Here is a 21,532-nt window from a genome sequence, read left to right on the forward strand (position 1 = left end):
CCAACTCCGTCCGTTTCGGCATTCTCAGGGAGATCATCGGCCGACCCATCTCCCCGTGAAAGGCTCGAGCTCCTACGTCGACGCGATCACTACGTCCTCTAGGGGGTGCGCTCGCTGGCGGCTTTGGCAAAAGGCGGCGCCAGACGGCTGGCAATCTCCAGATGCCGGCGTAGGAGCGTCGCGGCCCAAATCTGGTCGCCTGCCAGGAGGGCATCCATGATCTCGCAGTGTTCGCGCACCAACGTCTGGATACGATCCTCGTCGTCGTAAACGTAGTATTCGCTGAGTTGACGAAGCCTATTCTGCTGTTCGACCGCTTGTGCAACGAACCGGTTTCCCGACATGACGGCGAGCATTTCGTGGAACTTCGCATTGGTATCGAATATTTCTCTGCCGCTCAGTTTCCCGCTCTTCGCGCGGACAAGCATCTGCTCATGCGCCGCGCGGCACCGCTCCGTCGCCGGCCTGTCCAGCACAAAGGTCGCCTCCATCAGCCCTGCCGGCTCTACGATGATGCGAAAGCGATAGCTGGCGGCATAAGCCTTCGCTGAATTAAGGCTCGGCATAAATATCCAGCCATGACCGGTGCTTCGTCTGACCAGGCCATCCTGGGACATCTTCGTGAGAGTGCGGACGAGCTGAGCACGCGATACGTCGTAGCGCCTCATGAAGCTTGCTTCGGTGAATTGCTCTGGAACTCTGTCGCGCATGCGGTCCATGGCAATTCGGTCATACAACGACACATCCGGTGGCGGCGAGATAGGCAGATCGATCGCGTCCAAGGTGCCACCATCGCGAGCGAGATAGTGCCCTTTGTTCGCGGCTGAGATCACGATACCCTTCTCGGCCAGCAATTGGAGCGCAGCCCGGATTGGAGAGCGTGAGACACCGACCTCCTCAGCCAGCTGACTTTCCGTCAGTCGAGAATCAACGGGTAACTTTTCACGTCTGATATAGTCGATGATCTTGGCGACAACGTCGCTTTGGACCCTGGTGAGTGTGGTATCGCGTATATTGCTCATGGCCCTGACGCCTATAGTTCGCTCTCGATTCCACAACGCTCCACTTTAGTCGCCCATGGACCCGATTCTGGCGAGATCATCTCTTGAAATCATCTGCAGGACCAGGCCCGCGCCCGCAAGCACAATCATGGCGGTCGATCCGAGGCCCACGTAAAGGCTTCCTGTTGATTCGCGGAGCCATCCAATCAATGACGGAGAAACGGCGCTACCGACAGCCCCTACCATACTGACGAAGCCGATCGCACCGGCGGCTCCTCTGCCATGCAGATATGAAGTTGGAATGGTCCAATAGATCGCCAGTAACGAAACGCCTCCGATGGCTGCAGCGGCCATCAGCAGAACGGTCCCCAGCATGCTCGCAGAAGCCAGAGGTAGCAGCAGATAGGCCCCGGCCGTCATCAACGCGCAACCAACGAAATGCCAGCGCCGCTCCATGAAAGCGTCGGAACTACGCGCGATCAGAAGCATTCCTGCAGCCGCCGCGATAGAAATGCCGCCGGTGACCCACCCGATTCCATCAAAACTGGCGAACCCAGCATTTTTCAGTACGCTGGGGGTCCAGAAGGTTGCTGTATTGGAGGCTGTGTTGGCCGCGAAGTTCAAGAGCGCCATCACATAGATGCGCGGATCCCGCATTGCTTCAGCAAAACTGCCTGTATTTCGCCTGTTGCCGACGGCTTCATCCGACTTCAGCTCGTCGGCGAGACGCTGCTTTTCGTGCTCGCTCAGCCATCTGGCGCTCTTTGGGTCGTCGTCGAGATAGAAATATGCGATGATGCCAAGGAAAATGGCCGGAATGGCGAAAAGCAGAAACAACCATTGCCACCCGCGAAGGCCGAACACGTCGTTCATGCTCTGCATGATCATGCCCGACAGCGGCGCACCGATGATGGATGATGCCGGACAAGGGAACACCAAGGAAGAACAAACCGGTGATGCGGGCCCGATAGCGAACCGGGAACCAGAAAGTAAGATACAGCATGATCCCCGGGATGAAACCGGCTTCCGCGGCGCCGAACAGCAGGCGCAGGACGTAGAGATCGGATGCATTGCGGATGAACATCTGAGCTCCGCTGACAACTCCCCACAAGATCATGATGCGGAATAGCGTCCTGCGCACGCCCACCCGCGCAAGCATCAGGTTGCTGGGAATATCGAACAGACTGTAGGTGACATAGAACAGTCCGGCTGCCAGTCCATAGTGCGCGTCAGTCAGATGGAGGTCGCCGAGAAACTGTAACTTCGCAAAGCCGATGTTTACGCGGTCAATGTAGCAAACGAAGTACAGCAGCAGGATGAAAGGGATCAATCGGTATGACACCTTCCGGAAAATCTCATCCGATGCTTCGAGCGGCGGTGAGCTGGCGATCTGCATGTCCCGACCTCTCTCCTTCGCTATGCCGCTGGAAGGTTGGAAGCAGACGACGAAGCCCCTTCCTCACCCTGAAGCGCTTCGTCCCGAGAGCGGCGCAGTGAGGGAAGCGCGATCAACACCACGAGCACGGCCGTAAAGATCATTAACCCGAGTGCAATCGGATGCCGGATGAACGTCGTCCAATCTCCATCGGAGAGCAGCAGCGCGCGGCGCAGTTGTTCGTCAAGCTGCTTGCCCAGCACCAGCCCCAGCAACAGCGGCGCCACAGGAAAATCCAGCTTCTTGAGCGCGTATCCAAGGACTGCAAACCCGGTCAGCACATAGATGTCGAAGACTTGATTGCTCTCCGCGAACGCACCGATCGCCGCGAGCACGAGGATGCCGGGAAACAGAAATACATACTTGATGCGAAGCAGGGAAACCCAGATTCCGATCAAAGGAAGATTCAGGATCACCAGGATCAGGTTTCCGATCCACATGCTGGCGATCAGTCCCCAGAAAAGGTCCGGCTGACGTATCATGACCTGCGGCCCCGGCGCGATGCCGTGCGTGATCATCGCCCCCATCATGAGTGCCATCAGCGCATTTGGCGGGATGCCAAGGCTTAGCATGGGAATGAAATTGGCCTGAGACGCAGCATTGTTGGCTGATTCCGGACCGGCCACACCTTCCACCGCGCCGCGCCCGAACATTCCTGGTCGTCGCGAGACTTTGCGCTCCAGGCTATAGGCGCCAAACGCCGCGATGGTCCCGCCGCCGCCTGGCAAGATCCCGAGCAGCGTTCCGAGAGCAGTGCCGCGCAGGACAGGCGCCCACGACCGCTTGAAGTCATCGCGGGTCGGCCAGAGGCTTGTAATCTTTGCAATGTTGCGCCCCTTGCCGTTGGTGTCCTCCAGACTAGAGGCAATCTCGGCGATTCCGAACAGGCCGATCGAGACTGCCGTGAAACCCAGCCCATCCGAGAGTTCGAACATTCCAAAGGTGAAACGTTCGACGCCCGAATTGACGTCCATCCCTACCAGACTAAGCAATATCCCTGTCAGCACCATGGCGATGGCTTTCGCAATGGAGCCTCCGGACAACAGCACTCCTGAGACGAGGCCAAGTGCCAGCAACGCGACGTATTCCTCGGGCCCGAACAGCAGCGCCAGCTTGACCAGCGTCGGCCCCGCGATGGCGATGAACACCGTAACGACGCAGCCGGCAAAGAACGAGCCGAGCGCGGCTGTGGCCAGCGCGGCACCCGCGCGCCCTTGCAGCGCCATCTGGTGACCATCAAGACAGGTGACGACAGTCGATGCCTCGCCGGGAATGTTGACGAGGATCGACGTGATCGAGCCGCCGTACTGAGCGCCGTAGTAGACGCCGGCGAGCATGATGATCGCGCCGACGGGCGGAAGATAGAACGAGATCGGGAGCAGGATCGCGAAAGTCGCCAGTGGCCCGATGCCGGGAAGAACACCGATCAGTGTCCCCAAGAGTGCGCCAAGGAAACAGAAGCCGAGATTCTGCAGACTGACCGCGACGCTCATCCCGTAGATGAGATTGTTCAGGAGATCCATGTCGGCCACACGCTGATATTGAGTCCGAGGAGATATTTGAAGATCAAGACGGCCAAAGTGCAGATGATGATGATGGTGGCGCAGCGTTGCTTCCAGCCGGGAAATGGAGCGGCGAGCGATCCGATGAAAGCGCAACAGCCGCCGGCGAGGACAAGTCCGGCATGTTCGATCAGAAGGCCGAAGGTCAGCACGCCGAGTATCAGCGCGCTGAGAGGACGCCACGACCAGGCCGCCATTTTCACCGGCGCTCTCAAACCCTGCGCGCCAATGAAGGCGCCTGTCGCGAGTACTCCATAAGCAATAAGCCTGGGCAAATAAGCGGCGCCGGCCGTCCCCCCTGCATCAGCAGGCAATCGTGCGACAAGCAGCAGCGTCACTATGCCGATTGCGAGCACCAGCAATCCTGCAATCACGTCCCGGTTCATCTCGATCCTTTCGAAGGATGTCAGCGCTGACCGGCGGCGCGAGCCAAGCACGCACCGCATTCGGACGAACGGCTCACTGTTTGAGAGCCGCCTTGATGCGCGTGAGTTGCTCCTGTTGAGCTGATGCAAACTCCGCTGCATTCCGATAGTTGGAGGGCTCGCCGACCCGCTCGGCAAATTTTCGCCAGGTATCGCGATCCATCGCCTGATGGAACCTATCGTGGAGATATTTGACGACGTCAGGCGGCAGACCGGCCGGACCAACAAGACCCTTCATGTTGGTGCACACCACGTCGTATCCCTTTTCCTTCAAGGTCGGCACGTCGGGATAATGGCTGGAGCGCTCCGCGCCAGTGCTGGCAAGGATACGGATCGTGTTCGCCTGCACCTGGCCTTCGATTTCCTCGGTCGCTCCCAGCGCAATGTCAATCTGGCCAGCGATCAACGCCTGAATCGCCGGCGAACCGCCCTGATACGGAACGTGTTTAAGTTTCACACCCGCGGCACGCTCGAGCAGCACTCCGGCAGAATGCGTCAGACCGCCGAGGCCGGTATTGGCCTGCGAAATCTCACCGGGCTTGGCTTTGGCCGCGGCGATAACGTCCTCGATCGTCTTGAACGGTGAATTGGCGGCGACGATAAAGAAGAAGGGATTGTTGGTCAGGCGGATGATCGATGTGAAATCTTTGTCCGGATCGTACGGCACTTCGCGATGGGCCGGAACGGACGTCGTCTCCGAGCCGCCGGCTACGAGCAACGTGTATCCGTCGGGCTTGGACCGCGCGACCTGCTGCGCGGCGAGAACGCCCGCGGCACCGGGCTTATTGGTCACGACCAAGGGGACCGGAAAGCTTTCCTGCGCAGCCGCAGCAATTATTCGGGCGGCTTGATCGCTACCTCCACCTGGGGCGAATCCTACGACAATTTCAATCGGTTTCTTCGGCGTCCATTCTTCCGCGTGGATCGCTCCCACCCACAAAGAGAAGAGCGCCGCACCGATTGCAGTCCACGTGCCTGTCTTCATTTCGTCCTGCCTTGGGATTCCAACCTGTTGTTGTAATAATTTCCTAAATGGGTGCCGCGCCGAAGCCGCCGCCTCCTGGCGTCTCGAGCGTCAGCCGGGCGCCGGGCTGGACGATCAAGATCTCACGGGGATCCACCGGCGCGCCGTCGAGAAGAACCCGCCCTGTTGCTCCGGGCCCGCCTCCCTGCAATCCGGGGGCGGGAGTCCTGAGACGATCCGCCATGAAGGACACGGTGACCGGACTATCGGCGAGCAACAGGAGTTCGAACACCTGTCCGTCTCCGCCGCAATGCAGCCCACGGCCGCCGGTGCCTCGTCTCAGGGCGCGACGCTGGATGCGCACTGGTGCTTGCGATTCGATGACCTCGATCGGCGTATTGGAAAGATTGCTTGGAAAACTTAGAGTCGGCAGACCAGCACCGTTCGCACCGGCGCCCTGCCCTCCGTTGAGGAAGAAGGTGGACGTGAAGCGCTGGCCTTGGTGCTGTCCTGATAAATGAACGCACCACAAAGGCGAGCCAGACGCCGCCCGCACCTTGTTGGGTATGACAGGCGCGAGCGCGCCCATGACGGCTGGCGGAATGAGGTGCCCTGTCATAGCCCGTGCGCTGACCGCCGCGGGAAAACGTGGATTGAGGATTGAGCCCAGCGGAGCCGTGGCGGCAATGGGCCGGAACGAGCCATCGTTGTTGGGTACGTTCGGCGCCAGCACGCATTTGAGAGAGTAGGCCGTATACGCAAACGTGTAGATCGGAACGACGTTGATGGCCTTCGGCAGTTGGAGCGATGAACCGGCATAGTCAACGCTCACGGCCTCGTCACCGACATCGATGCGACAGCGAATGACCACCGGCTCGACGAAGCCGTCGACGCTGATTTCATTTTCATAGGTGCCGTTCGGCAGGGCACGAATTGCGTCACGCATCGCGCCTTCAGCGCGGAGCTGCATTTCGTTTCCGACGGATGTCAGCTCGCAACCGGTATCTTCGAGCGTGTCGAGCAGCCGTCTTGCCAGCATCTTGTTCGCTGCGACCTGCGCCCACAGGTCGCCCATGACCTGATCAGGCACACGCACATTGTTGCGGATGATTTCGATCAGCGTCTCGTTGGTGACGCCACCATCGACCAGCTTTGTCGGCGGAATGCGCAGCCCCTCTTCGAAAAGCTCCGCGGTGCTCGGCGAACGCAGCCGTCCGCCGATGTCGGGTGCATGGGCCGCTGTGCCGGAAAAGCCCACCAGCTCCTCGCCGCGGAAGATCGGAACCGCAACGTTGATGTCGGGAAGATGCCCGGTGCCGAGCCAAGGATCGTTTGTGATCATGACGTCGCCGGGACGCAGCTTCTCCCGCGGAAAAACCTTCAGGAAATGGCGAACCGTCGCCGGCAGCGTGCAGATGAAAGACGGAATGCTCTGGCTCGACTGAGCAAGCAATTGGCAATCGCGATCCAGCAGCACGACGGCGTAGTCGTTGGACTCTCGTACGATTGTCGAGAATGACGTGCGCACCAGGGTTGCCGCAGCTTCATCGACGAGGCTGACCAAGCGGGTCCACAGAATTTCCAGCGAAATCGGATCGATGCCGTTCATGGCCGAACCTCCAAATGAACGAGGACACTGAGATTCTTGAGAATCTCCACCCGAGCTGCCATTGGAACGACGATGGTTGATTCCTCTTCCTCCAGGATCAGTGGTCCTTCCAGGCAGCAGCCCGCCGGCACGGCGTATCTTTCGTACACCGGCACCTCCTCGAAGGTGTCTGTCTCGGTCCTGAAGATGACTCTGCGAGCCTTGGGGCGGGCCGCGCCCCCGCGATCCTGCTTGGTCGGCCAGACGAAATGCCTGACGTCCTGACGGGTCGCGCCCACGACGCGCCACGTGACAGTTTCGGGCGTACCCGACGGCAACAACCCGCCATAGTTCTCTTGATATTTGCGCTGAAACGCATCCACGAGATCGGCCCTGAACGCTGCGTCCGGATTCCGGAAAGGGAATGCGACCGTGAGATTTGCGCCCTGGCCCGCATAGCGCATCTCGACCAGCAGTTGCCAATCAACCTCGGCGTCACGCGGCGCCGCTGCGCTCAACTCGGCCTCGGCATCGACCTTCAGGCCGGCAAGCACTCTCGCCAGCTCGGCCCAATCAATGGCATCGATTCGCGTCGACCGTGACCAGGACCGATCGACTCGCACCGGCGCAGCCAGAAAGCCAAGGCATGACCCCGTGCCGACGGCGATGGGAAAGAGCACCCTCGGGACGCGCAGCTTGCGTGCAATTTCCACCGCGTGAACAGGACCCGCACCTCCGGTTGCCACCAAGGTGAATTTGCGCGGATCTTGCGCTTTCTCCGCAATATGAACCCTGGCAGCCCCCGCCATCGCCTCGTTGACAACATTGAAGATCCCCTTGGCGACCGCCTCGGCCGAAAGCGTCAGACGCTCACCCAGAGTGCGAAGCGCTCGCATCGCCGCATCAAGATCGAGATGCATGCGCCCACCCAGAAAATAATCTGGATTGAGATATCCGAGCGCCAGATCAGCGTCTGTTACCGTGGGCTGTTGGCCGCCTTGGCCATAGCAGGCTGGACCCGGCTCCGCGCCGGCGCTTTGCGGGCCGACGGTGAGCAACCCCAGCTCACTCGTCCTCGCGATGCTTCCGCCGCCCGCACCGATTTCAATGAGATCGATGCTGGCCACCAGAAGCGGAAAGCCACTGCCCTTCTTGAAGCGCCGCACGCGGGCAGCCTCGAAGACGTGCACAACAGAGGGAGCGCCAGAGAGGATCGTGCAAATCTTGGCGGTTGTGCCGCCCATATCAAAAGCCAGAATGTCATCGAAACCCGCGGCGCGGCCGGCGTTGGTCGCACTCAGCACACCGCCGGCGGGACCGGACTCGATCGTGGAGATCGGCACTTCCGCAGCCGCGGCCACCGAACTGGTACCGCCGCTCGATACCATGATGCGCAAGCTCGCATCGATTCCCGCCTGCCGCAGCCGGCTCTCCAGCTCACCGAGATATCGCCTGACGATTGGCTGCACATAAGCATTGGCGATGGTGGTCGTCGTCCGCTCATATTCGCGGATTTCGGCAGCGACCCGCGACGAGAGGCTCACGCACATTCCGGGAAAGGCATCACGGAGCGCCGCTCCAACTTCATTTTCGTTGGCCGCATTGACGCAGGAATGAAGAAGCGAGACGGCGATGGACTGCACATTGGCCGTCCGCAGCTTCGCGACGAGATCGCCAAGCGCATCTTGGGGGCGCTTCAGAACTACGCCGTCCGCCGTGGTGCGCTCAACGATCTCGAAGCGACGCTCGGCAGGAACCAGCGGCTCAGGCATCTCGATATCGAGATCATAGAGGTCATAGCGAACCTCGCGCCGGATATCGATCACGTCGGCTGTCCCCGCCGTGGCGACGAGCGCAGTGGGAACGCCTTTTCGCTCGATGAGTGAATTCGTGACGAGCGTGCTGCCGTGAATCACCTCCGCTACGTCGGCGGAGACATTTCGCTTCGCACGTGCCGCAACCGCCGCAAGCAGGTCATTGACGACATTGGAGAGTGCCTCGCCAGGGTCACTTGGGGTCGTCAAACGCTTGGCCAGGTAAACTCGACCGTCGGAGATTTTCTCGATCACGCCGTCGGTAAAGGTCCCGCCGATATCCACGGCAATACGATAGCCCATAAACTCGATCCTCCCGGCAACGCCTTCTGTGGAATATTATCTACATAAAAAACAATATCGTGCAACCTCCGAGATGCGCTGAATTCCATCAATGCTTCAAAATCTCCGCACCATTCGCGAGCAGTATGCCTCACTTTTCGTCATCCCGCCTTCTTCCCGCCTCATGAGCCATCTCTTGCAAAATGTTTTTTAACAACATAAAAGACCATTGGTCGAATTGAGATGAACCAACCCGGGCGGACACCCGGTCGCGTGCATCGGCGGCTTCAGTCGTCGAATGCGACAAAAATCATGAAGGAGACGGTGACTTGGACAATCTGCTGATGCTGCGGGGCGCCCGCAAACTGGTGACGACGTGCGCGAATGTGCAGCCGGGGGAGGAAGTCGTAATCGTAACTGATTTCGCCGGGCATCGTGTCGCCGAAGCGGTCGCTGCGGCGGCACTCGAGCGTACCGACGCGGTCAACATCATTGTCATGCCGCCAAGGTCGATCGACGGAGAAGAGCCGACCAAGACAGTTGCTGCGGCCATGTCCGCGGCCAACGTCCTGTTCACGCCGGTCAAACAGTCAATCACTCATACCTATGCAACCCGCACCGCGATCGGAAATGGCGCGCGCGGCATCATGCTGTCGCAGTTCAATCCAAACATGCTGGTGACCGGTGGCATCAACGCCGATTTTGAAGCGATCCGGCCACTCTGCTTTAAAGTCGGCGAACTTCTCGCCAACTGCGACAAGGTGCATCTCACCACACCCGCAGGAACGGATTTGCGTCTCGGCCTGAAGGGCCGTCCCTCGAACCCGCATTGCGGCTTGGTTCGCAAGCCGGGCGACTTCACGACCGTGCCCAACATCGAATGCAGCTCCTCTCCCATTGAGGGGACCTCGGAGGGCGTAATTATCGTGGACGCGAGCATCCCCTATTACGGGGTCGGCCTCGTGAAGGAGCCGATAAGGTTCGATGTCGCCAGTGGTCGCGTGACACGGATCTCCGGCGGCTATCAGGCGGACTTCCTCGATCAACTGTTGGCTCGTCAGGGAGACCCGGCCGTCTACAACATCGCCCAGATATCGTTCGGCCTCAATCCACATTGCCCCATGGAAGGCGTGATGCTGCACGACGAAGGCGTTTACGGGACGGCCCATATCGGCATCGGGACCAGTGTCCTGCTCGGCGGTGAGGTGAAGACCCTCACTCATTTCGATTCACTGATGTGGAAGCCGACCCTCTCGCTCGACGGCAAGGTCGTCCTGAAGGACGGCAAGTGGTTGTTGCCGGAAGCCGAAGTTATTCATAGCGGGCGCGCTTAGCCCGGATCCGTCGCGGTCAAGATCGCGGCGGATGCTCTCCTTGATATTATTCCCATCATCTCTGGAGAACCCAGATGCACGATCCTGCTCGACAAAGCGCGTCACAAGACCGTCTAGCTCGCTTGAGAATTTCTGGCCGCGCCGGCTTGGGAGGCAAATCAGTACGACAAGCGGATCTCGATTTGCTGGCCAAGGCCCCAGCCGGTTTTCTTGACACAACCCATTTCGACACCGTGAGGTTTCCGCCACCTCCCTGGGCCGACGAGACATTCGGCCGCGCCGCGCGCGATGGAGCCCTCGCCTACACGGGTTACCGCGGCCATCCCGACGTCCTCAAGAACGTGGCGGATAGCACGGGCAAGTTTATTGGGATCACGCTGCGCCCCGGCGAAAACGTGATCCTGACGCCCGGCACGCAAGGCGGATTGTTCGCGTCCCTGAGCGCGCTGGTGCAGGAAGGCGATCGTGTCGCTCTGATGGATCCGGACTATCTCTTCAGCGAACGGATTGTGCGTTTCCTTGGCGCAGAGCCGGGCCACGTTCCGCTGCATCTCGATGCCGGCGACCCACATCCGGACTTCGACGTCCTGGAAGCCGAATTTGCGAACCGCGGCGCTCGGCTGTTCGTATTCTCTCATCCGAACAATCCGTCTGGCGCAGTATTTTCGGAGGCAGTGATCGGCCGTATTGCGGAGCTGGCAAAGCGCTACGATGTCACTGTCCTGGTGGATGAACTCTATTCCAGGCTGATACACGAAGGATCTTTCACTCACCTGGCCGCGCAGCGCGGAATGTTTGAGCGTACAGTGACATTGCTGGGGCAGAGCAAGACCGAATCCTTGAGCGGCTATCGCCTTGGCGTGGTGGTTGCACCGGAGAAGATAGCTACGCGCATTGAGGACGTGCTGTCCGTCACTGCGCTGCGTGCGCCTGCTTATGCGCAGCACCTCCTCACTTGCTGGCTGCGCGACGACCATGCCTGGCTGGCGGAGCGAATGACCGCCTTCACCGCGCTAAGGACACTCACCGAGCAGAAGCTGCGTCAGCTTCCCTGGCTCAAGTGGCAGCCGCAACGTGGCACCGCCTATGCATGGGTCGACATCAGCGCCCTTGAACTGCCCGGGCCGGCCGTGGCCGAGGCTCTTCTCACGGAGGCTGGAGCGTTGGTCAGTCCCGGATACCAATTTGGCCCTGCAAGTGGCGGCCACTTTCGGGTTTGCTACGCGCGCGATGAGACCGAGTGGAGCTCAGCGCTGGATCGCACGGTTCGCACGCTGGACACTCTGAAGAAAAGGCGCGGGGCGGTTGCATGACGACCCGCCAGGCGATCTCGACCGTCGCGGCGCCCCCACCGGCGGGTCCCTATTCGCAGGCCATCAGCGCAGAAGGACGATTCGTCTTTCTTGCCGGCCAAACACCTCGGACAAGGGACGGGCGGCGCATCAGCGATGCGCCGTTCGTTGAGCAAGCTCGTCTTGCGCTCGACAACCTCGAAGCCGTGGCGCGTGCAGCGGGTCTTTCGCTTCGGCACGCCGTGAAGATAAATGTCTATCTTCGGTCTCTCGAGGACATCCCCGCGTTCAATCAGGTGTTTGCGGAATATATTGGTGATCCACCACCGGCCCGCACGTTGACTCAGAGCAGCTTCATCGATTTCGCCGTCGAGATCGATGCCATCTTGCTAACGTGACAAAAGAGCGGTTCGAACAAAGAGGTGACATCATGATCCCAATCCGATCATGATCTCATCGACCAATCGTTTCGGGCGCAGGCGTCAGGCCAAACCGCTGCCGGAAGATTCGCGAAAAATGCGTGGGCAAGCGGACCGCAGAGTTGGTGCGGTGCACATTGCTGACACAGCATGCATTCGCAGGGGAGCGCAACCGGTCTCAAGACAGACCTTTAGATCAGCGCTTCAAGTTGCGGAGGTCACGCGGCGAAATATCATAGCTCGCCTTGAACGCATGACTGAAACTCGCACCGTCTGAAAAGCCGTTCCTGAGCGCAATTTCGGTAATGCTCACGTCAGGGGCATCCAAGATTTCCGCTCGCGCGCGCTCCAGACGGAGCTGTTTGATAAAATGCGCTGGCGTTAGTCCAATCCGACCGAATGCATTGTACAGAGATCGCCTCGAAAGACCGAGATCGTGCGCCAGTCGATCCGGACCATAGCTCTCGTCAGCGATGTTTTGCGTAACCATCACACGCGCGCGAAGAATGATTGCTGGCAGCGGCCGGTCGAACGAGGATCCGGCTCCAGGGCCAAGTGAAAGAAGCGCGATATCGATCAGAGATTCAACGGTCAGCGCATCTGCAGGTGAACGATGCCCATGCCATAGCAGCGCCTTCGATCCTCCCGCGGCCGCCGCAAGCGGCCCGCTAGAAGCGTGGGGCGCCCCCATCTTCTCATGCACCGTCTCTTGCCACGAACGCTTCGACATTGGGTCGAAGATGAGCACGAGTCCCTCGTAACCTTCATCCATCTCAAGATGATAGGTCCAGGCCATCGAGGCAATCAGCATCTCACCCGGCTGCAATGCGAACGATCGGTGGGCATCCTCGTACCGCATTGTCCCCTTGAGCTGCCAAATAAGCTTAACGTACGTACCAAAACCAGCCAGCGCTGCTTTCTTACCCGAGGCGTCGACCATCGTCTGGGGAGTCAAAAGATGCGCAATCGAATGACCTTCGATTCGTCGGGACAAGACCGAGCGACGGACGCTGTCGTTTCGGAGCGCAACCGACAGATTTGGGAAAACTCGGTTGGCCTGCGCGATCGCTTCCGCGCTCGAGTAACGGCACGAGGGCGTGCCTGCAGAGTTGGCGGAAATCATTGGATACGCAATCGACGCCATTAATGCCTATCCCCCAGCTAGGCCGATATCTTTCTATTTCAAGCATCCGGCTCGTCCCGACGGCGCTCCGTTGCAACTGTAACAAACAACGCGAGGTGGGTCGTTGGCGCGACAAATTATGTCACCACGGTGACAAAACTCGAAACACCGAAATCGCGCCGTAACAAAGCCGATGTACTGCCCTCCCCCAATTGGAGCAGCAGAGAAGTAAGAGATGACACGAAGGCGACACGCACGACGTCCGCTGGTCGGTCGGACCGATTACCGTGATCGCGAAGCCAAGGTGTGCTGCGGGCATGACGCCCTGCGCCGTCCTCGCCCGCCAAAGCTCTACAGCCTGCAACGTCAGATTTCTCGTCCTGGAAATTAGGCAGTGGCTTTATTGTTGCGGCTGTTTGACCTGGTGGCGTTTGCCCTTCTGCCTGGAATCGCAATCCAGTTGTACAATGAGTTCGACCTCCGTTTCTCGCACCAAATGGAAGTGCAAGAGCTGGCGCTTGGTCTCGCCAAGCTCGCCGCCGCCGAGCAGCAGCAGATCATCCAAGGAATTCGCCAGGCATTGATTGCACTCTCGGAGCTTCCCGCGGTCAAGGCAAAGGACGCCCGCGGATGCGAGGCTTACCTCTCCAGAATCAAGGAGCGCTATCCGGAGTTCATTGATTTTATTGTGGTCGACATGAATGGCGATTCGTTCTGCGACTCGACCAGCGATTACAAGCCCTCGACCGCCGCCGGGCGCGCCTACTTTGCCAACGTCCTGAAAACCAGCAAGTTTACCGTCGGAGAGTTCGCGCACGGCCGAGCGACCGGCCGCAACGTTCTCCACTTTGCCCTGCCATTCTACGACGACGATGGCCACATGGGCGGCGTCGTAATAGCCGCCCTCAGCCTCGATTGGCTGGCTCATTATCTCGCCCAGAAGGGCCCGCCCCCCGGCGTCGCCCTCGCCATTAGAGACCGCAACGGCACGTACCTCGCACGCTATCCTCGCAACGACCAGTTCGTCGGCCGGAGGATACCCGATGACCGTTACTTGCACTCGGATCCCTCGGGCACAACAACCGCGCGCGACATTGACGGTGTGGAACGGATCGTAGGCTACACGGCGCTGCAAGCAGACGCCGGAGAGATTTTTGTTACCTTCGGCGTCGACAAGACGCTGGCCTTCAGTCAGATCCAACGTCGTACGCGGCTAGGCATCCTTCTGATTGTCCTGGGCACGTCGGTGGTGCTGGCCTTGACCTGGTTTGGTGCCCGTCGGTTCATCCAGCATCCGCTGGGACAAATGGTTGATGCGGCCAACCAATGGCGGCTTGGCGACTACGCGCGTCGAGTGCATATCCGGGACAAAGGATCAGAGATTACCCGGGTCGCCGACGCATTCAACACCATGGCCGATGCGCTCGCGAACCGCGAACACGAGCTGCACGATGCCAAGGAGAAAGCCGAGCAGGCAGCGGCTCGGATCACGACAATATTCGAGAGCACGACCGACTGCGTCCTTATCGTCGATACAGGATGGTACATCACTTATCTGAACGAGAGGGCGAAGGCGCAGCTCGCTGTAGGATATGACCTCATCGGCATGAATCTGTGCGAGATCTTTCCGGATTGGACCGACAAAGACCTCTCGGGCCGAGCACATACGGCTATGTCGGAACAGAGCTCCGCGTCCGTCGAAACGTTCTTCCGAGATGTCTGGTACGCGGTCAATGCATTCCCATCCGGCGAAGGCATCGTCATCCTGTTTCGAGACATCACCGAACAGAAGCATGCCGTGGAGGCGCGGCGCTTGATGGAAGAACAACTTCATCAGAGCCAAAAAATGGAGGCCGTCGGTCAGCTCACGGGCGGCGTTGCCCACGACTTCAACAATTTGCTGATGGTGATTTCCGGCAATCTCGAACTTATCGAGAGCCGTACGGCAGACGACAAATGCGTCCAGAGACTCGCAGTAGCGGCGCGGAAGGCCGCCGACCGGGGTGCGAGCCTGACCGCGCAGCTACTCGCTTTTTCCCGACGGCAGAAGCTGAACCCGAAGACCATTCACATTGATGCTCTCATTCGGGATTTTCAGGGACTGATCCTTCGCGCACTCGGGGACAGGTGCAAGATCAACCTTGTCGCGGATGATCAACTGTGGCCATGCCATCTTGACCCTGCGCAGCTGGAGACAGCACTCCTCAACCTGGCCCTGAACGCGCGCGACGCCATGCCGGACGGCGGCAGGCTGGATATCGAGGCACGAAATATAACCCTTGACGAGGGCGCCATTGCCGGCGTCGCGTCCGGATCGTACGTCAAGCTCTCCGTCACCGACACTGGCTGCGGCATGCCGCAAGACACGCTGGATCGGGTGTTCGAACCGTTTTTCACCACGAAGGAGGTCGGCAAAGGAACCGGGCTCGGCCTCAGCATGGTTTATGGGTTCGTCCGGCAATCCGGCGGCCATGTCGCCATCGAAAGCACAGTCGGAATGGGAACCACGGTCAGTCTCTATCTGCCCAGATCCGGCCAAGCGTCCGATGTGGGGAGGGATATCACCCAACTCCAGGACATAGCAGCAGGGTCAGGCAGGGTTCTCATGGTCGAAGATGATCACGACGTCATGGACGTCACGTCAGCAATACTGAGAGAGCTCGGCTATGAAGTCCTCTGCGCCCAAGATGGCGCCGACGCCATCCGGATTCTGAGGGATAACAAGAAACTGGATCTGCTATTCAGCGATATCATGATGCCAGGAGGCATCAGCGGTGTTGAACTGGCTCGCGAAGCGAAGCACCTCTGCAGCGGCATCAAGATTTTGCTCACTTCAGGCAACGCGGCAGACACTTTGTCGCGCCACGGGGCAGAGGGCGAGTTTCCCGTTATCGGCAAACCCTTCCGTCGCGCCGAGCTGGCGCAATATCTGCGGGCGGTTATGGGCGCAGCCTGAAATCATTGCCGGCTGGGAACGTTTCAACGCAATGCACGGGGCCTCACTCCCGCTCCGAATCCTTCCGCATCAACCTAGTCGTGTAACTATATCGATCGGCCGGGTGAATGCTGAGCGATACTTCGGCCATCTCGTTCGAGCTGAAGAGATATTGACGCCGGATCGCAAGCGCGTGCGCGCCCGGCGTGGCCTTCAAAGGCACTGCCATGTCATGGGACACGCCGACCGCACGGATATCCTGACGAATTTCGCTGAATCGCCGGCCGGATATCTTTTCCACCAGCGTGCCGAAGATGTCGCGATGGTCCTCCATCCTGGATCGAACCTCGCGCGCAAAAGCGTCGTCAATGTGGACATCAGTCCAGCAGATCGGAGTCTTCGTTGCATCGCCGGGGATCATGCGGAGGCTCGATATGCGCAGCCAGCGACGCCCGGGCTGGCATCCGAGATCCCGTGCCAGCGCATCATCGGCGACGACCTCGGCAACCCGCTGGACGTGGCGTTCGGTTTCGACGCCGAACCGCTGCACGGCCTCTATGGATTCGAGCGCCTGGGTAAATCCGCCACCGCTGCGCTGCGGCGTCAGCGCTTCGACGCGGGTGCCTGCATTCCGCTTGCGGCTGACGAGGCCTGACGCCTGAAGTTCGCGCATCGCGGCACGCACCGTCGAGCGGCTCACGGCAAACTGTTCGGCCAGCTCGAACTCGTTGGGCAGAACCGAACCTATGGGATGTCGACCGCCCGCGATTGCCTCCGTGAGCAGGCGAGCAACGTAAGCGTAACGCGTTTCCACACCTGCCTCCGTTCTATCCGGTCAATGGAAGCCCAATGGGAGTGGGATTCGTCAAGAAAGGATGTTGACTCGTCCTTTATGTACGTACATATTAATATGTAGGTACATAACATAACACAATGATCCAAAGGGGGTCGACGGATGGGCAGCACAGTTTTCGATTCGGCTTTGTTTCGCGACATGTTCGGGACTGCCGAAATGCGGGCGGTCTTTGCCGACGAAGCGCTCATCGCGCGCTATATCGAAGCCGAAGTCGCCCTTGCCCGTGCCCAGGCCCGATTGGGCGTGGTGCCGAAAGCCGCCGCCGACGCCATCGAGGCGGCTGCGCGCTCCATCAAGATCGACGTCGAAAAGCTGCGTCACGAAACCGAGATCGTCGGTTATCCCATCCTTCCGCTTGTGCATCAGCTTTCGGAAGCTGCGGGTGAAGCTGGTCGTTACGTTCATTGGGGGGCGACGACCCAGGACATCATGGACACGGCCAACGTTCTGCAGATCCGGGCAGCGCTTCAAATCGTTGCGCGTGACCTGCGCGAGGTCCGTGACATCCTGGCGACGATGGCACGGAAATACCGCGACACGCCGATGGCCGGGCGAACCCATCTCCAGCAGGCGCTTCCAGTGACGTTCGGCTACAAGGCCGCGGTCTGGCTGTCCTCCATTGACCGGCATATCGAGCGTGTCGATCAGGCGCTGCCGCGTATCCTGCTTGGCGAATTCTCCGGAGCCGCCGGCACGCTTGCCTCTGTCGGCGCCGCCGGCCTCGAAATGCAGAAACTGTTCTGCGACGAGCTGGGACTGCATCAGCCGTCAATCACATGGCACGTCGCCCGGGATGGCATCGCTGAGTCCGTGACTTTGCTGGGCCTCATCACCGGCACATTGGGGAAGATCGCGACCGACGTGATGCTGATGTCGGCGTCGGAATTCGGCGAGGTCTCCGAGCCGTTCGTGCCTGGGCGTGGTGCCTCGTCGACGATGCCGCAGAAGCGCAATCCCATTTCCAGCGAGCTGATGCTCGCGGCGGCGAAGGCCGTGCGGCAGTACGTCGCCGCGATGCTTGACGGCATGATCCACGATTTCGAGCGGGCGACCGGCCCCTGGCATCTCGAATGGGTGTCGCTGCCGGAGAGCTTCCTGCTGACGGCCTCGTCGCTGGCTAACGCCAAGTTCATGCTCGCCGGCCTTGTCGTCCATGAGCGGCGAATGCTGGACAATCTCGATCTCACCCAAGGCCTCATCGTTGCGGAGGCCGTGATGATGGCCGCCGCGCCAAAGCTCGGGCGGCAAAAAGCGCACGACGTCGTCTATGACGCCTGCCGCAAGGCCATCGAAGGCGGCGGACAACTCGCCGACATTCTCGCTGACGTGCCGGAGATCGCCGAAGCTCTCGGTGGCAAGGATGCGATCAGGCGTCACTGCGATCCCGCGAACTATTTGGGCCTGTGCGGCCCGATGGTCGATCGCGTTTTGGACATTTCAGGCGCGAACGCCGCTCGCGACGACTGATATCGCCCGCGCAGAGCACCCGATCTCATTAATGCGCCGCAGAGCGCCGCTTCAGCCCAACAGATGACCCAGGAGGACACCATGGCCGCCATGGCGACAACGCAGCGCGACGACATCGCTCTCGAACAGACCGTCAAGCCAACGAAGAAGGCCCTGTGGAAGAACCTCGGTCTCCAGGTTGCCGTCAGCATGGTGCTCGGAATCATCGTTGGTCTTGTGTGGCCCGAATTCGGCGCTTCCCTGAAGATCCTCGGTGATATCTTCCTGCGGCTGATCAAGACGGCGGTCGCGCCGCTGGTTTTTCTCACAGTCGCCGTCGGTGTCGTCGCGGCCGGAGACATCAAACGGGTCGGCAAAGTCGGGCTGATCGCCATGATCTATTTCGAGATCGTCTCGACGATTGCACTGGCACTTGGCCTGCTGTTCGGAAATCTCGTCGGGGTCGGCAAGAACCTCGATCATATCACTGCACCGGCAACAGCGACCAAAGGCGCCGAAGCCGCGACGAAGGCTGCGGCAACCTCGCACACAACATTCGACCAGTTCCTGCTCAACGTCTTCCCGGACAATTTCGTCGGGGCCTTCGCGCGCGGCGAGTTGCTTCAGGTTCTCGTCATCGCCTTGATCTTCGGCTTCGGGCTGATGGCGCTCTCGCCGGAGAAGCGCGCACCCATCGAGAGCGGACTGAACACGATCTCGACCGCGTTCTTCGAGTTCATCCACATCATCATGGCCCTGGCGCCGATTGGAACGTTCGGCGCCGTCGCCTATGCCGTCGGCTCCAATGGAACAGCCGTACTCATTTCGCTCGCATACTTCGTGCTGACGTTCTACGCCTTGGTTATCCTCTTCATTGTGGTGGTCCTCGGCGCAGTCTGCGCCATGTTCAGTATCAATATCTTCCGGCTGCTGCGTTACATCCGCGACGAAATCATCATCATGCTGGGCACCGCCTCCTCGGAAAGCGTGTTGCCGCGCCTGCTGGAGAAGCTGCCGGCGTATGGAGCCTCGAAGCAGACGGTCGGGCTCGTCCTGCCGACCGGATACGCCTTCAATCTCGACGGCACCTCCCTGTTCATGTCGATGGGCGTGATCTTTCTGGCCAATGCCTATGGCGTGCCGCTCAGCTGGGATCAGGAAATCGGAATTCTCGCGATCATGCTTTTGACATCGAAGGGCGCGGCCACGGTCTCGGGTGGTTCCTTCGTCGTCTTCGCCGCGACCGTCACGGCATCCGGAATTCTGCCGGTCGACGGCCTCGCGCTGATCTTCGGCGTCTATCGCTTTCTCTCAATCGCGCTTGCGACGTGCAACGTCATCGGCAACACGGTGGCAACGGTGGTCGTCGCGAAACTGGCCGGAGAGTTCGACGAGACCGCCTGGAAGCGCGTCGAAACTGCCTAGCGCAAACTGAACTTAATCTCCGGTTTCGAGTCTCCACGGGAGGACAGCCAACGTGGTCCAGTCACGCATCGAACATGACGCATTTGGCGCCATCGAAGTGCCAGCCGATCGCTATTGGGGCGCGCAGACGCAACGCGCGCTTGGGGTATTTGAAGTCGGTGACGAGCGTTTTCCTGTGTGTCTGTTTCGCGCTTTTGCTGTGCAGAAGATCGCGGCGGCCCGTGCCAACGTTCGGCTCGGCGCGCTTGATCGGGCGATTGGCGAGCCGATCGAGCTGGCTGCCGTGGAACTGCGGGAGGGCCGCTTCGACGATCATTTTCCATTGACGATCTGGCAGACTGGTTCTGGCACGCAGACCAACATGAACGTCAACGAGATCATTGCCAACCGCGCCAACGAAATGCTGGGTCAGCCACTCGGCACGAAGGCACCGATCCATCCCAACGATCACGTCAATTGCTCGCAGTCGTCCAACGACAGCTTTCCAACGGTGATGCACATTGCCGCCTCGCTGGAGATACGCGACCGCCTGCTGCCGGCTTTGAAGACGCTGCGCGACGAACTCGCGGCGAAGGCCGTATCTTTTTCGGACGTCGTGAAGATCGGACGCACGCATTTGATGGATGCGGTTCCCATGACGATGGGACAAGCTTTTCAGGCCTTCTACACCCAGATCGATAATTGCATGGCCCGGATCGACGATGCGTTGCCTCGCCTCCATGTCGTCGTGCAGGGCGGGACCGCGGTCGGATCCGGCCTCAACGCGGCCGCCGGCTTCGACGTGGCGTTCTGCGATGAACTGAGCGCATTGAGCGGCTTGGCCTTCACGTCCAATCGGAGCAAGTTTGAGGGGATGGGCGCACACGACACCCTGGTTGAAGTTTCCGGCACGCTCAACACGCTTGCAGTGTGCCTTCTCAAAGTCGCGAACGACATCCGGTTTCTGGGTTCAGGCCCGCGCTGCGGCCTGGGTGAGCTCGTCATCCCGCATGACGGACTGACCTCGTCCATCATGCCGGGCAAGCGGAACCCGACCATCGCAGAAGTGGTGACGCAGGCTGCCTTTCAGGTGATCGGCAATCACGCGACCGTCACGGCAGCGGGCGCGTCGGGTAACTTCGAGCTCAACGTCGCCAAACCCGTGCTGATCTACAACATCCTGCAGTCGATCCGGATTCTGGCGGACAGCAGCCGGACGTTTGCGGTGCGTCTCATTCATGATCTGGACATCGACCGGCAGCAGCTTGATCGAAACGTGTCGAACGCCCTTCTGCTCGCGACCGCTCTGAATCCGATCCTTGGTTACGACAAGGTTGCGAAGATCACCGCCAAGGCGTTGAGCGATTCCACGACACCGCGCGAATCTGCGGTGGCGCTCGGTTTTCTTAGTGCCGAGGACTATGATCGTCACGTCGATCCGCATATCATGGCAGGGATCGGAAACAGAAACCGATAGGTGGCGATTTTGATTCCAATGCGAACGATGAACGCGATTCCGTCTCGCGGGCGATCGCGCTCCAGCGAGTCCACGCCTCCCCCAGATTCATAAGCGCGTCGCGGGCACTAGCCAGCCAGTGTCACAATCCCATGTCGGACATGGTACACACGGGTCGCTGCAATGCTGGTATTAT

Annotated in this window: 16 protein-coding genes and 1 pseudogene; 7 read left to right on the forward strand and 10 right to left on the reverse strand. The window is 59.9% G+C overall.

The genetic code is table 11. From position 1 onward, the window contains the following. Positions 1 to 98 precede the first annotated feature (98 nt). The 8 genes and pseudogenes from AC5ZGW_RS02120 to AC5ZGW_RS02155 form a co-directional block, all read right to left on the reverse strand. Positions 99 to 1,022, reverse strand: a complete 924-nt coding sequence (locus AC5ZGW_RS02120) for a GntR family transcriptional regulator (RefSeq protein ID WP_130223262.1) — start codon at positions 1,020 to 1,022, stop codon at positions 99 to 101. A gap of 45 nt (positions 1,023 to 1,067) precedes the next feature. Further along, positions 1,068 to 1,874, reverse strand: a complete 807-nt coding sequence (locus AC5ZGW_RS02125) for an MFS transporter (RefSeq protein ID WP_245474520.1) — start codon at positions 1,872 to 1,874, stop codon at positions 1,068 to 1,070. Positions 1,875 to 1,974: 100 nt separating this feature from the next. Further along, positions 1,975 to 2,397, reverse strand: a pseudogene (locus AC5ZGW_RS02130) (MFS transporter); the annotation flags it as partial. Between the two features lie 20 nt (positions 2,398 to 2,417). After that, positions 2,418 to 3,959: a tripartite tricarboxylate transporter permease gene (locus tag AC5ZGW_RS02135; protein ID WP_130223264.1), complete on the reverse strand. Its 1,542-nt coding sequence runs from the start codon at positions 3,957 to 3,959 to the stop codon at positions 2,418 to 2,420. Continuing rightward, positions 3,947 to 4,384 carry a tripartite tricarboxylate transporter TctB family protein gene (locus tag AC5ZGW_RS02140; RefSeq protein ID WP_165435050.1) on the reverse strand — a complete coding sequence of 146 codons (438 nt, stop codon included), beginning with the start codon at positions 4,382 to 4,384 and terminating at the stop codon, positions 3,947 to 3,949. Before AC5ZGW_RS02140 ends, AC5ZGW_RS02135 begins: the two co-directional genes overlap by 13 nt. 73 nt (positions 4,385 to 4,457) lie before the next feature. Next, complete coding sequence (locus AC5ZGW_RS02145) at positions 4,458 to 5,408, reverse strand: Bug family tripartite tricarboxylate transporter substrate binding protein (RefSeq protein ID WP_130223268.1); 951 nt, start codon at positions 5,406 to 5,408, stop codon at positions 4,458 to 4,460. 43 nt (positions 5,409 to 5,451) lie between these two features. Further along, the gene (locus tag AC5ZGW_RS02150) at positions 5,452 to 6,996 is read right to left on the reverse strand and encodes a hydantoinase B/oxoprolinase family protein (protein WP_130223270.1); all 1,545 of its coding nucleotides are present in this window, start codon (positions 6,994 to 6,996) and stop codon (positions 5,452 to 5,454) included. After that, a complete protein-coding gene (locus tag AC5ZGW_RS02155; protein WP_130223272.1) occupies positions 6,993 to 9,092 on the reverse strand; it encodes a hydantoinase/oxoprolinase family protein in 2,100 nt (699 codons plus the stop codon). Before AC5ZGW_RS02155 ends, AC5ZGW_RS02150 begins: the two co-directional genes overlap by 4 nt. Positions 9,093 to 9,400: 308 nt before the next feature. Here AC5ZGW_RS02155 and AC5ZGW_RS02160 point away from each other — a divergent pair, with 308 nt between their 5' ends. From AC5ZGW_RS02160 to AC5ZGW_RS02170, 3 genes are all read left to right on the forward strand, one after another. Further along, positions 9,401 to 10,405, forward strand: coding sequence for an aminopeptidase (locus AC5ZGW_RS02160; protein WP_130223274.1), 1,005 nt, complete (start codon positions 9,401 to 9,403; stop codon positions 10,403 to 10,405). Positions 10,406 to 10,587: 182 nt separating this feature from the next. Beyond that, a complete protein-coding gene (locus tag AC5ZGW_RS02165) occupies positions 10,588 to 11,718 on the forward strand; it encodes an aminotransferase class I/II-fold pyridoxal phosphate-dependent enzyme (protein WP_207230941.1) in 1,131 nt (376 codons plus the stop codon). Continuing rightward, a complete protein-coding gene (locus AC5ZGW_RS02170) occupies positions 11,715 to 12,095 on the forward strand; it encodes a RidA family protein (RefSeq protein WP_130223278.1) in 381 nt (126 codons plus the stop codon). The genes AC5ZGW_RS02165 and AC5ZGW_RS02170 overlap by 4 nt, the downstream gene beginning before the upstream one ends. 217 nt (positions 12,096 to 12,312) lie before the next feature. On the opposite strand, the gene AC5ZGW_RS02175 is transcribed toward AC5ZGW_RS02170, so the two are convergent. After that, positions 12,313 to 13,260 (reverse strand): AraC family transcriptional regulator, encoded by a 948-nt coding sequence (locus tag AC5ZGW_RS02175; protein WP_130223280.1) that lies wholly within the window; start codon positions 13,258 to 13,260, stop codon positions 12,313 to 12,315. A 373-nt stretch (positions 13,261 to 13,633) separates the two neighbouring features. Here AC5ZGW_RS02175 and AC5ZGW_RS02180 point away from each other — a divergent pair, with 373 nt between their 5' ends. Continuing rightward, the gene (locus AC5ZGW_RS02180; protein WP_130223282.1) at positions 13,634 to 16,195 is read left to right on the forward strand and encodes an ATP-binding protein; all 2,562 of its coding nucleotides are present in this window, start codon (positions 13,634 to 13,636) and stop codon (positions 16,193 to 16,195) included. A gap of 43 nt (positions 16,196 to 16,238) precedes the next feature. On the opposite strand, the gene AC5ZGW_RS02185 is transcribed toward AC5ZGW_RS02180, so the two are convergent. Continuing rightward, entirely contained in the window at positions 16,239 to 16,988 is a 750-nt protein-coding gene (locus tag AC5ZGW_RS02185) for a GntR family transcriptional regulator (protein ID WP_130223284.1), read from the reverse strand. A 141-nt stretch (positions 16,989 to 17,129) separates the two neighbouring features. Between AC5ZGW_RS02185 and AC5ZGW_RS02190 the strand changes: the two genes are divergently transcribed. The 3 genes from AC5ZGW_RS02190 (at position 17,130) to AC5ZGW_RS02200 (ending at position 21,357) form a co-directional block, all read left to right on the forward strand. Next, complete coding sequence (locus AC5ZGW_RS02190) at positions 17,130 to 18,497, forward strand: class-II fumarase/aspartase family protein (protein WP_130223286.1); 1,368 nt, start codon at positions 17,130 to 17,132, stop codon at positions 18,495 to 18,497. A gap of 90 nt (positions 18,498 to 18,587) precedes the next feature. After that, positions 18,588 to 19,901: a cation:dicarboxylate symporter family transporter gene (locus tag AC5ZGW_RS02195; RefSeq protein ID WP_130223322.1), complete on the forward strand. Its 1,314-nt coding sequence runs from the start codon at positions 18,588 to 18,590 to the stop codon at positions 19,899 to 19,901. A 97-nt stretch (positions 19,902 to 19,998) separates the two neighbouring features. After that, positions 19,999 to 21,357: a class II fumarate hydratase gene (locus tag AC5ZGW_RS02200; protein ID WP_349645050.1), complete on the forward strand. Its 1,359-nt coding sequence runs from the start codon at positions 19,999 to 20,001 to the stop codon at positions 21,355 to 21,357. The last annotated feature ends 175 nt before the right edge of the window (positions 21,358 to 21,532 follow it).

The sequence above is a fragment of the Bradyrhizobium sp. Crot121 genome, assembly GCF_059512385.1.

Coding starts and splice junctions, on each gene's coding strand:
- AC5ZGW_RS02120 (WP_130223262.1), bottom strand. CDS start 1,022: ATGAGCAATATACGCGATACCACACTCACCAGGGTCCAAAGCGACGTT.
- AC5ZGW_RS02125 (WP_245474520.1), bottom strand. CDS start 1,874: ATGAACGACGTGTTCGGCCTTCGCGGGTGGCAATGGTTGTTTCTGCTT.
- AC5ZGW_RS02135 (WP_130223264.1), bottom strand. CDS start 3,959: ATGGATCTCCTGAACAATCTCATCTACGGGATGAGCGTCGCGGTCAGT.
- AC5ZGW_RS02140 (WP_165435050.1), bottom strand. CDS start 4,384: ATGAACCGGGACGTGATTGCAGGATTGCTGGTGCTCGCAATCGGCATA.
- AC5ZGW_RS02145 (WP_130223268.1), bottom strand. CDS start 5,408: ATGAAGACAGGCACGTGGACTGCAATCGGTGCGGCGCTCTTCTCTTTG.
- AC5ZGW_RS02150 (WP_130223270.1), bottom strand. CDS start 6,996: ATGAACGGCATCGATCCGATTTCGCTGGAAATTCTGTGGACCCGCTTG.
- AC5ZGW_RS02155 (WP_130223272.1), bottom strand. CDS start 9,092: ATGGGCTATCGTATTGCCGTGGATATCGGCGGGACCTTTACCGACGGC.
- AC5ZGW_RS02170 (WP_130223278.1), top strand. CDS start 11,715: ATGACGACCCGCCAGGCGATCTCGACCGTCGCGGCGCCCCCACCGGCG.
- AC5ZGW_RS02175 (WP_130223280.1), bottom strand. CDS start 13,260: ATGGCGTCGATTGCGTATCCAATGATTTCCGCCAACTCTGCAGGCACG.
- AC5ZGW_RS02190 (WP_130223286.1), top strand. CDS start 17,130: ATGGGCAGCACAGTTTTCGATTCGGCTTTGTTTCGCGACATGTTCGGG.
- AC5ZGW_RS02195 (WP_130223322.1), top strand. CDS start 18,588: ATGGCGACAACGCAGCGCGACGACATCGCTCTCGAACAGACCGTCAAG.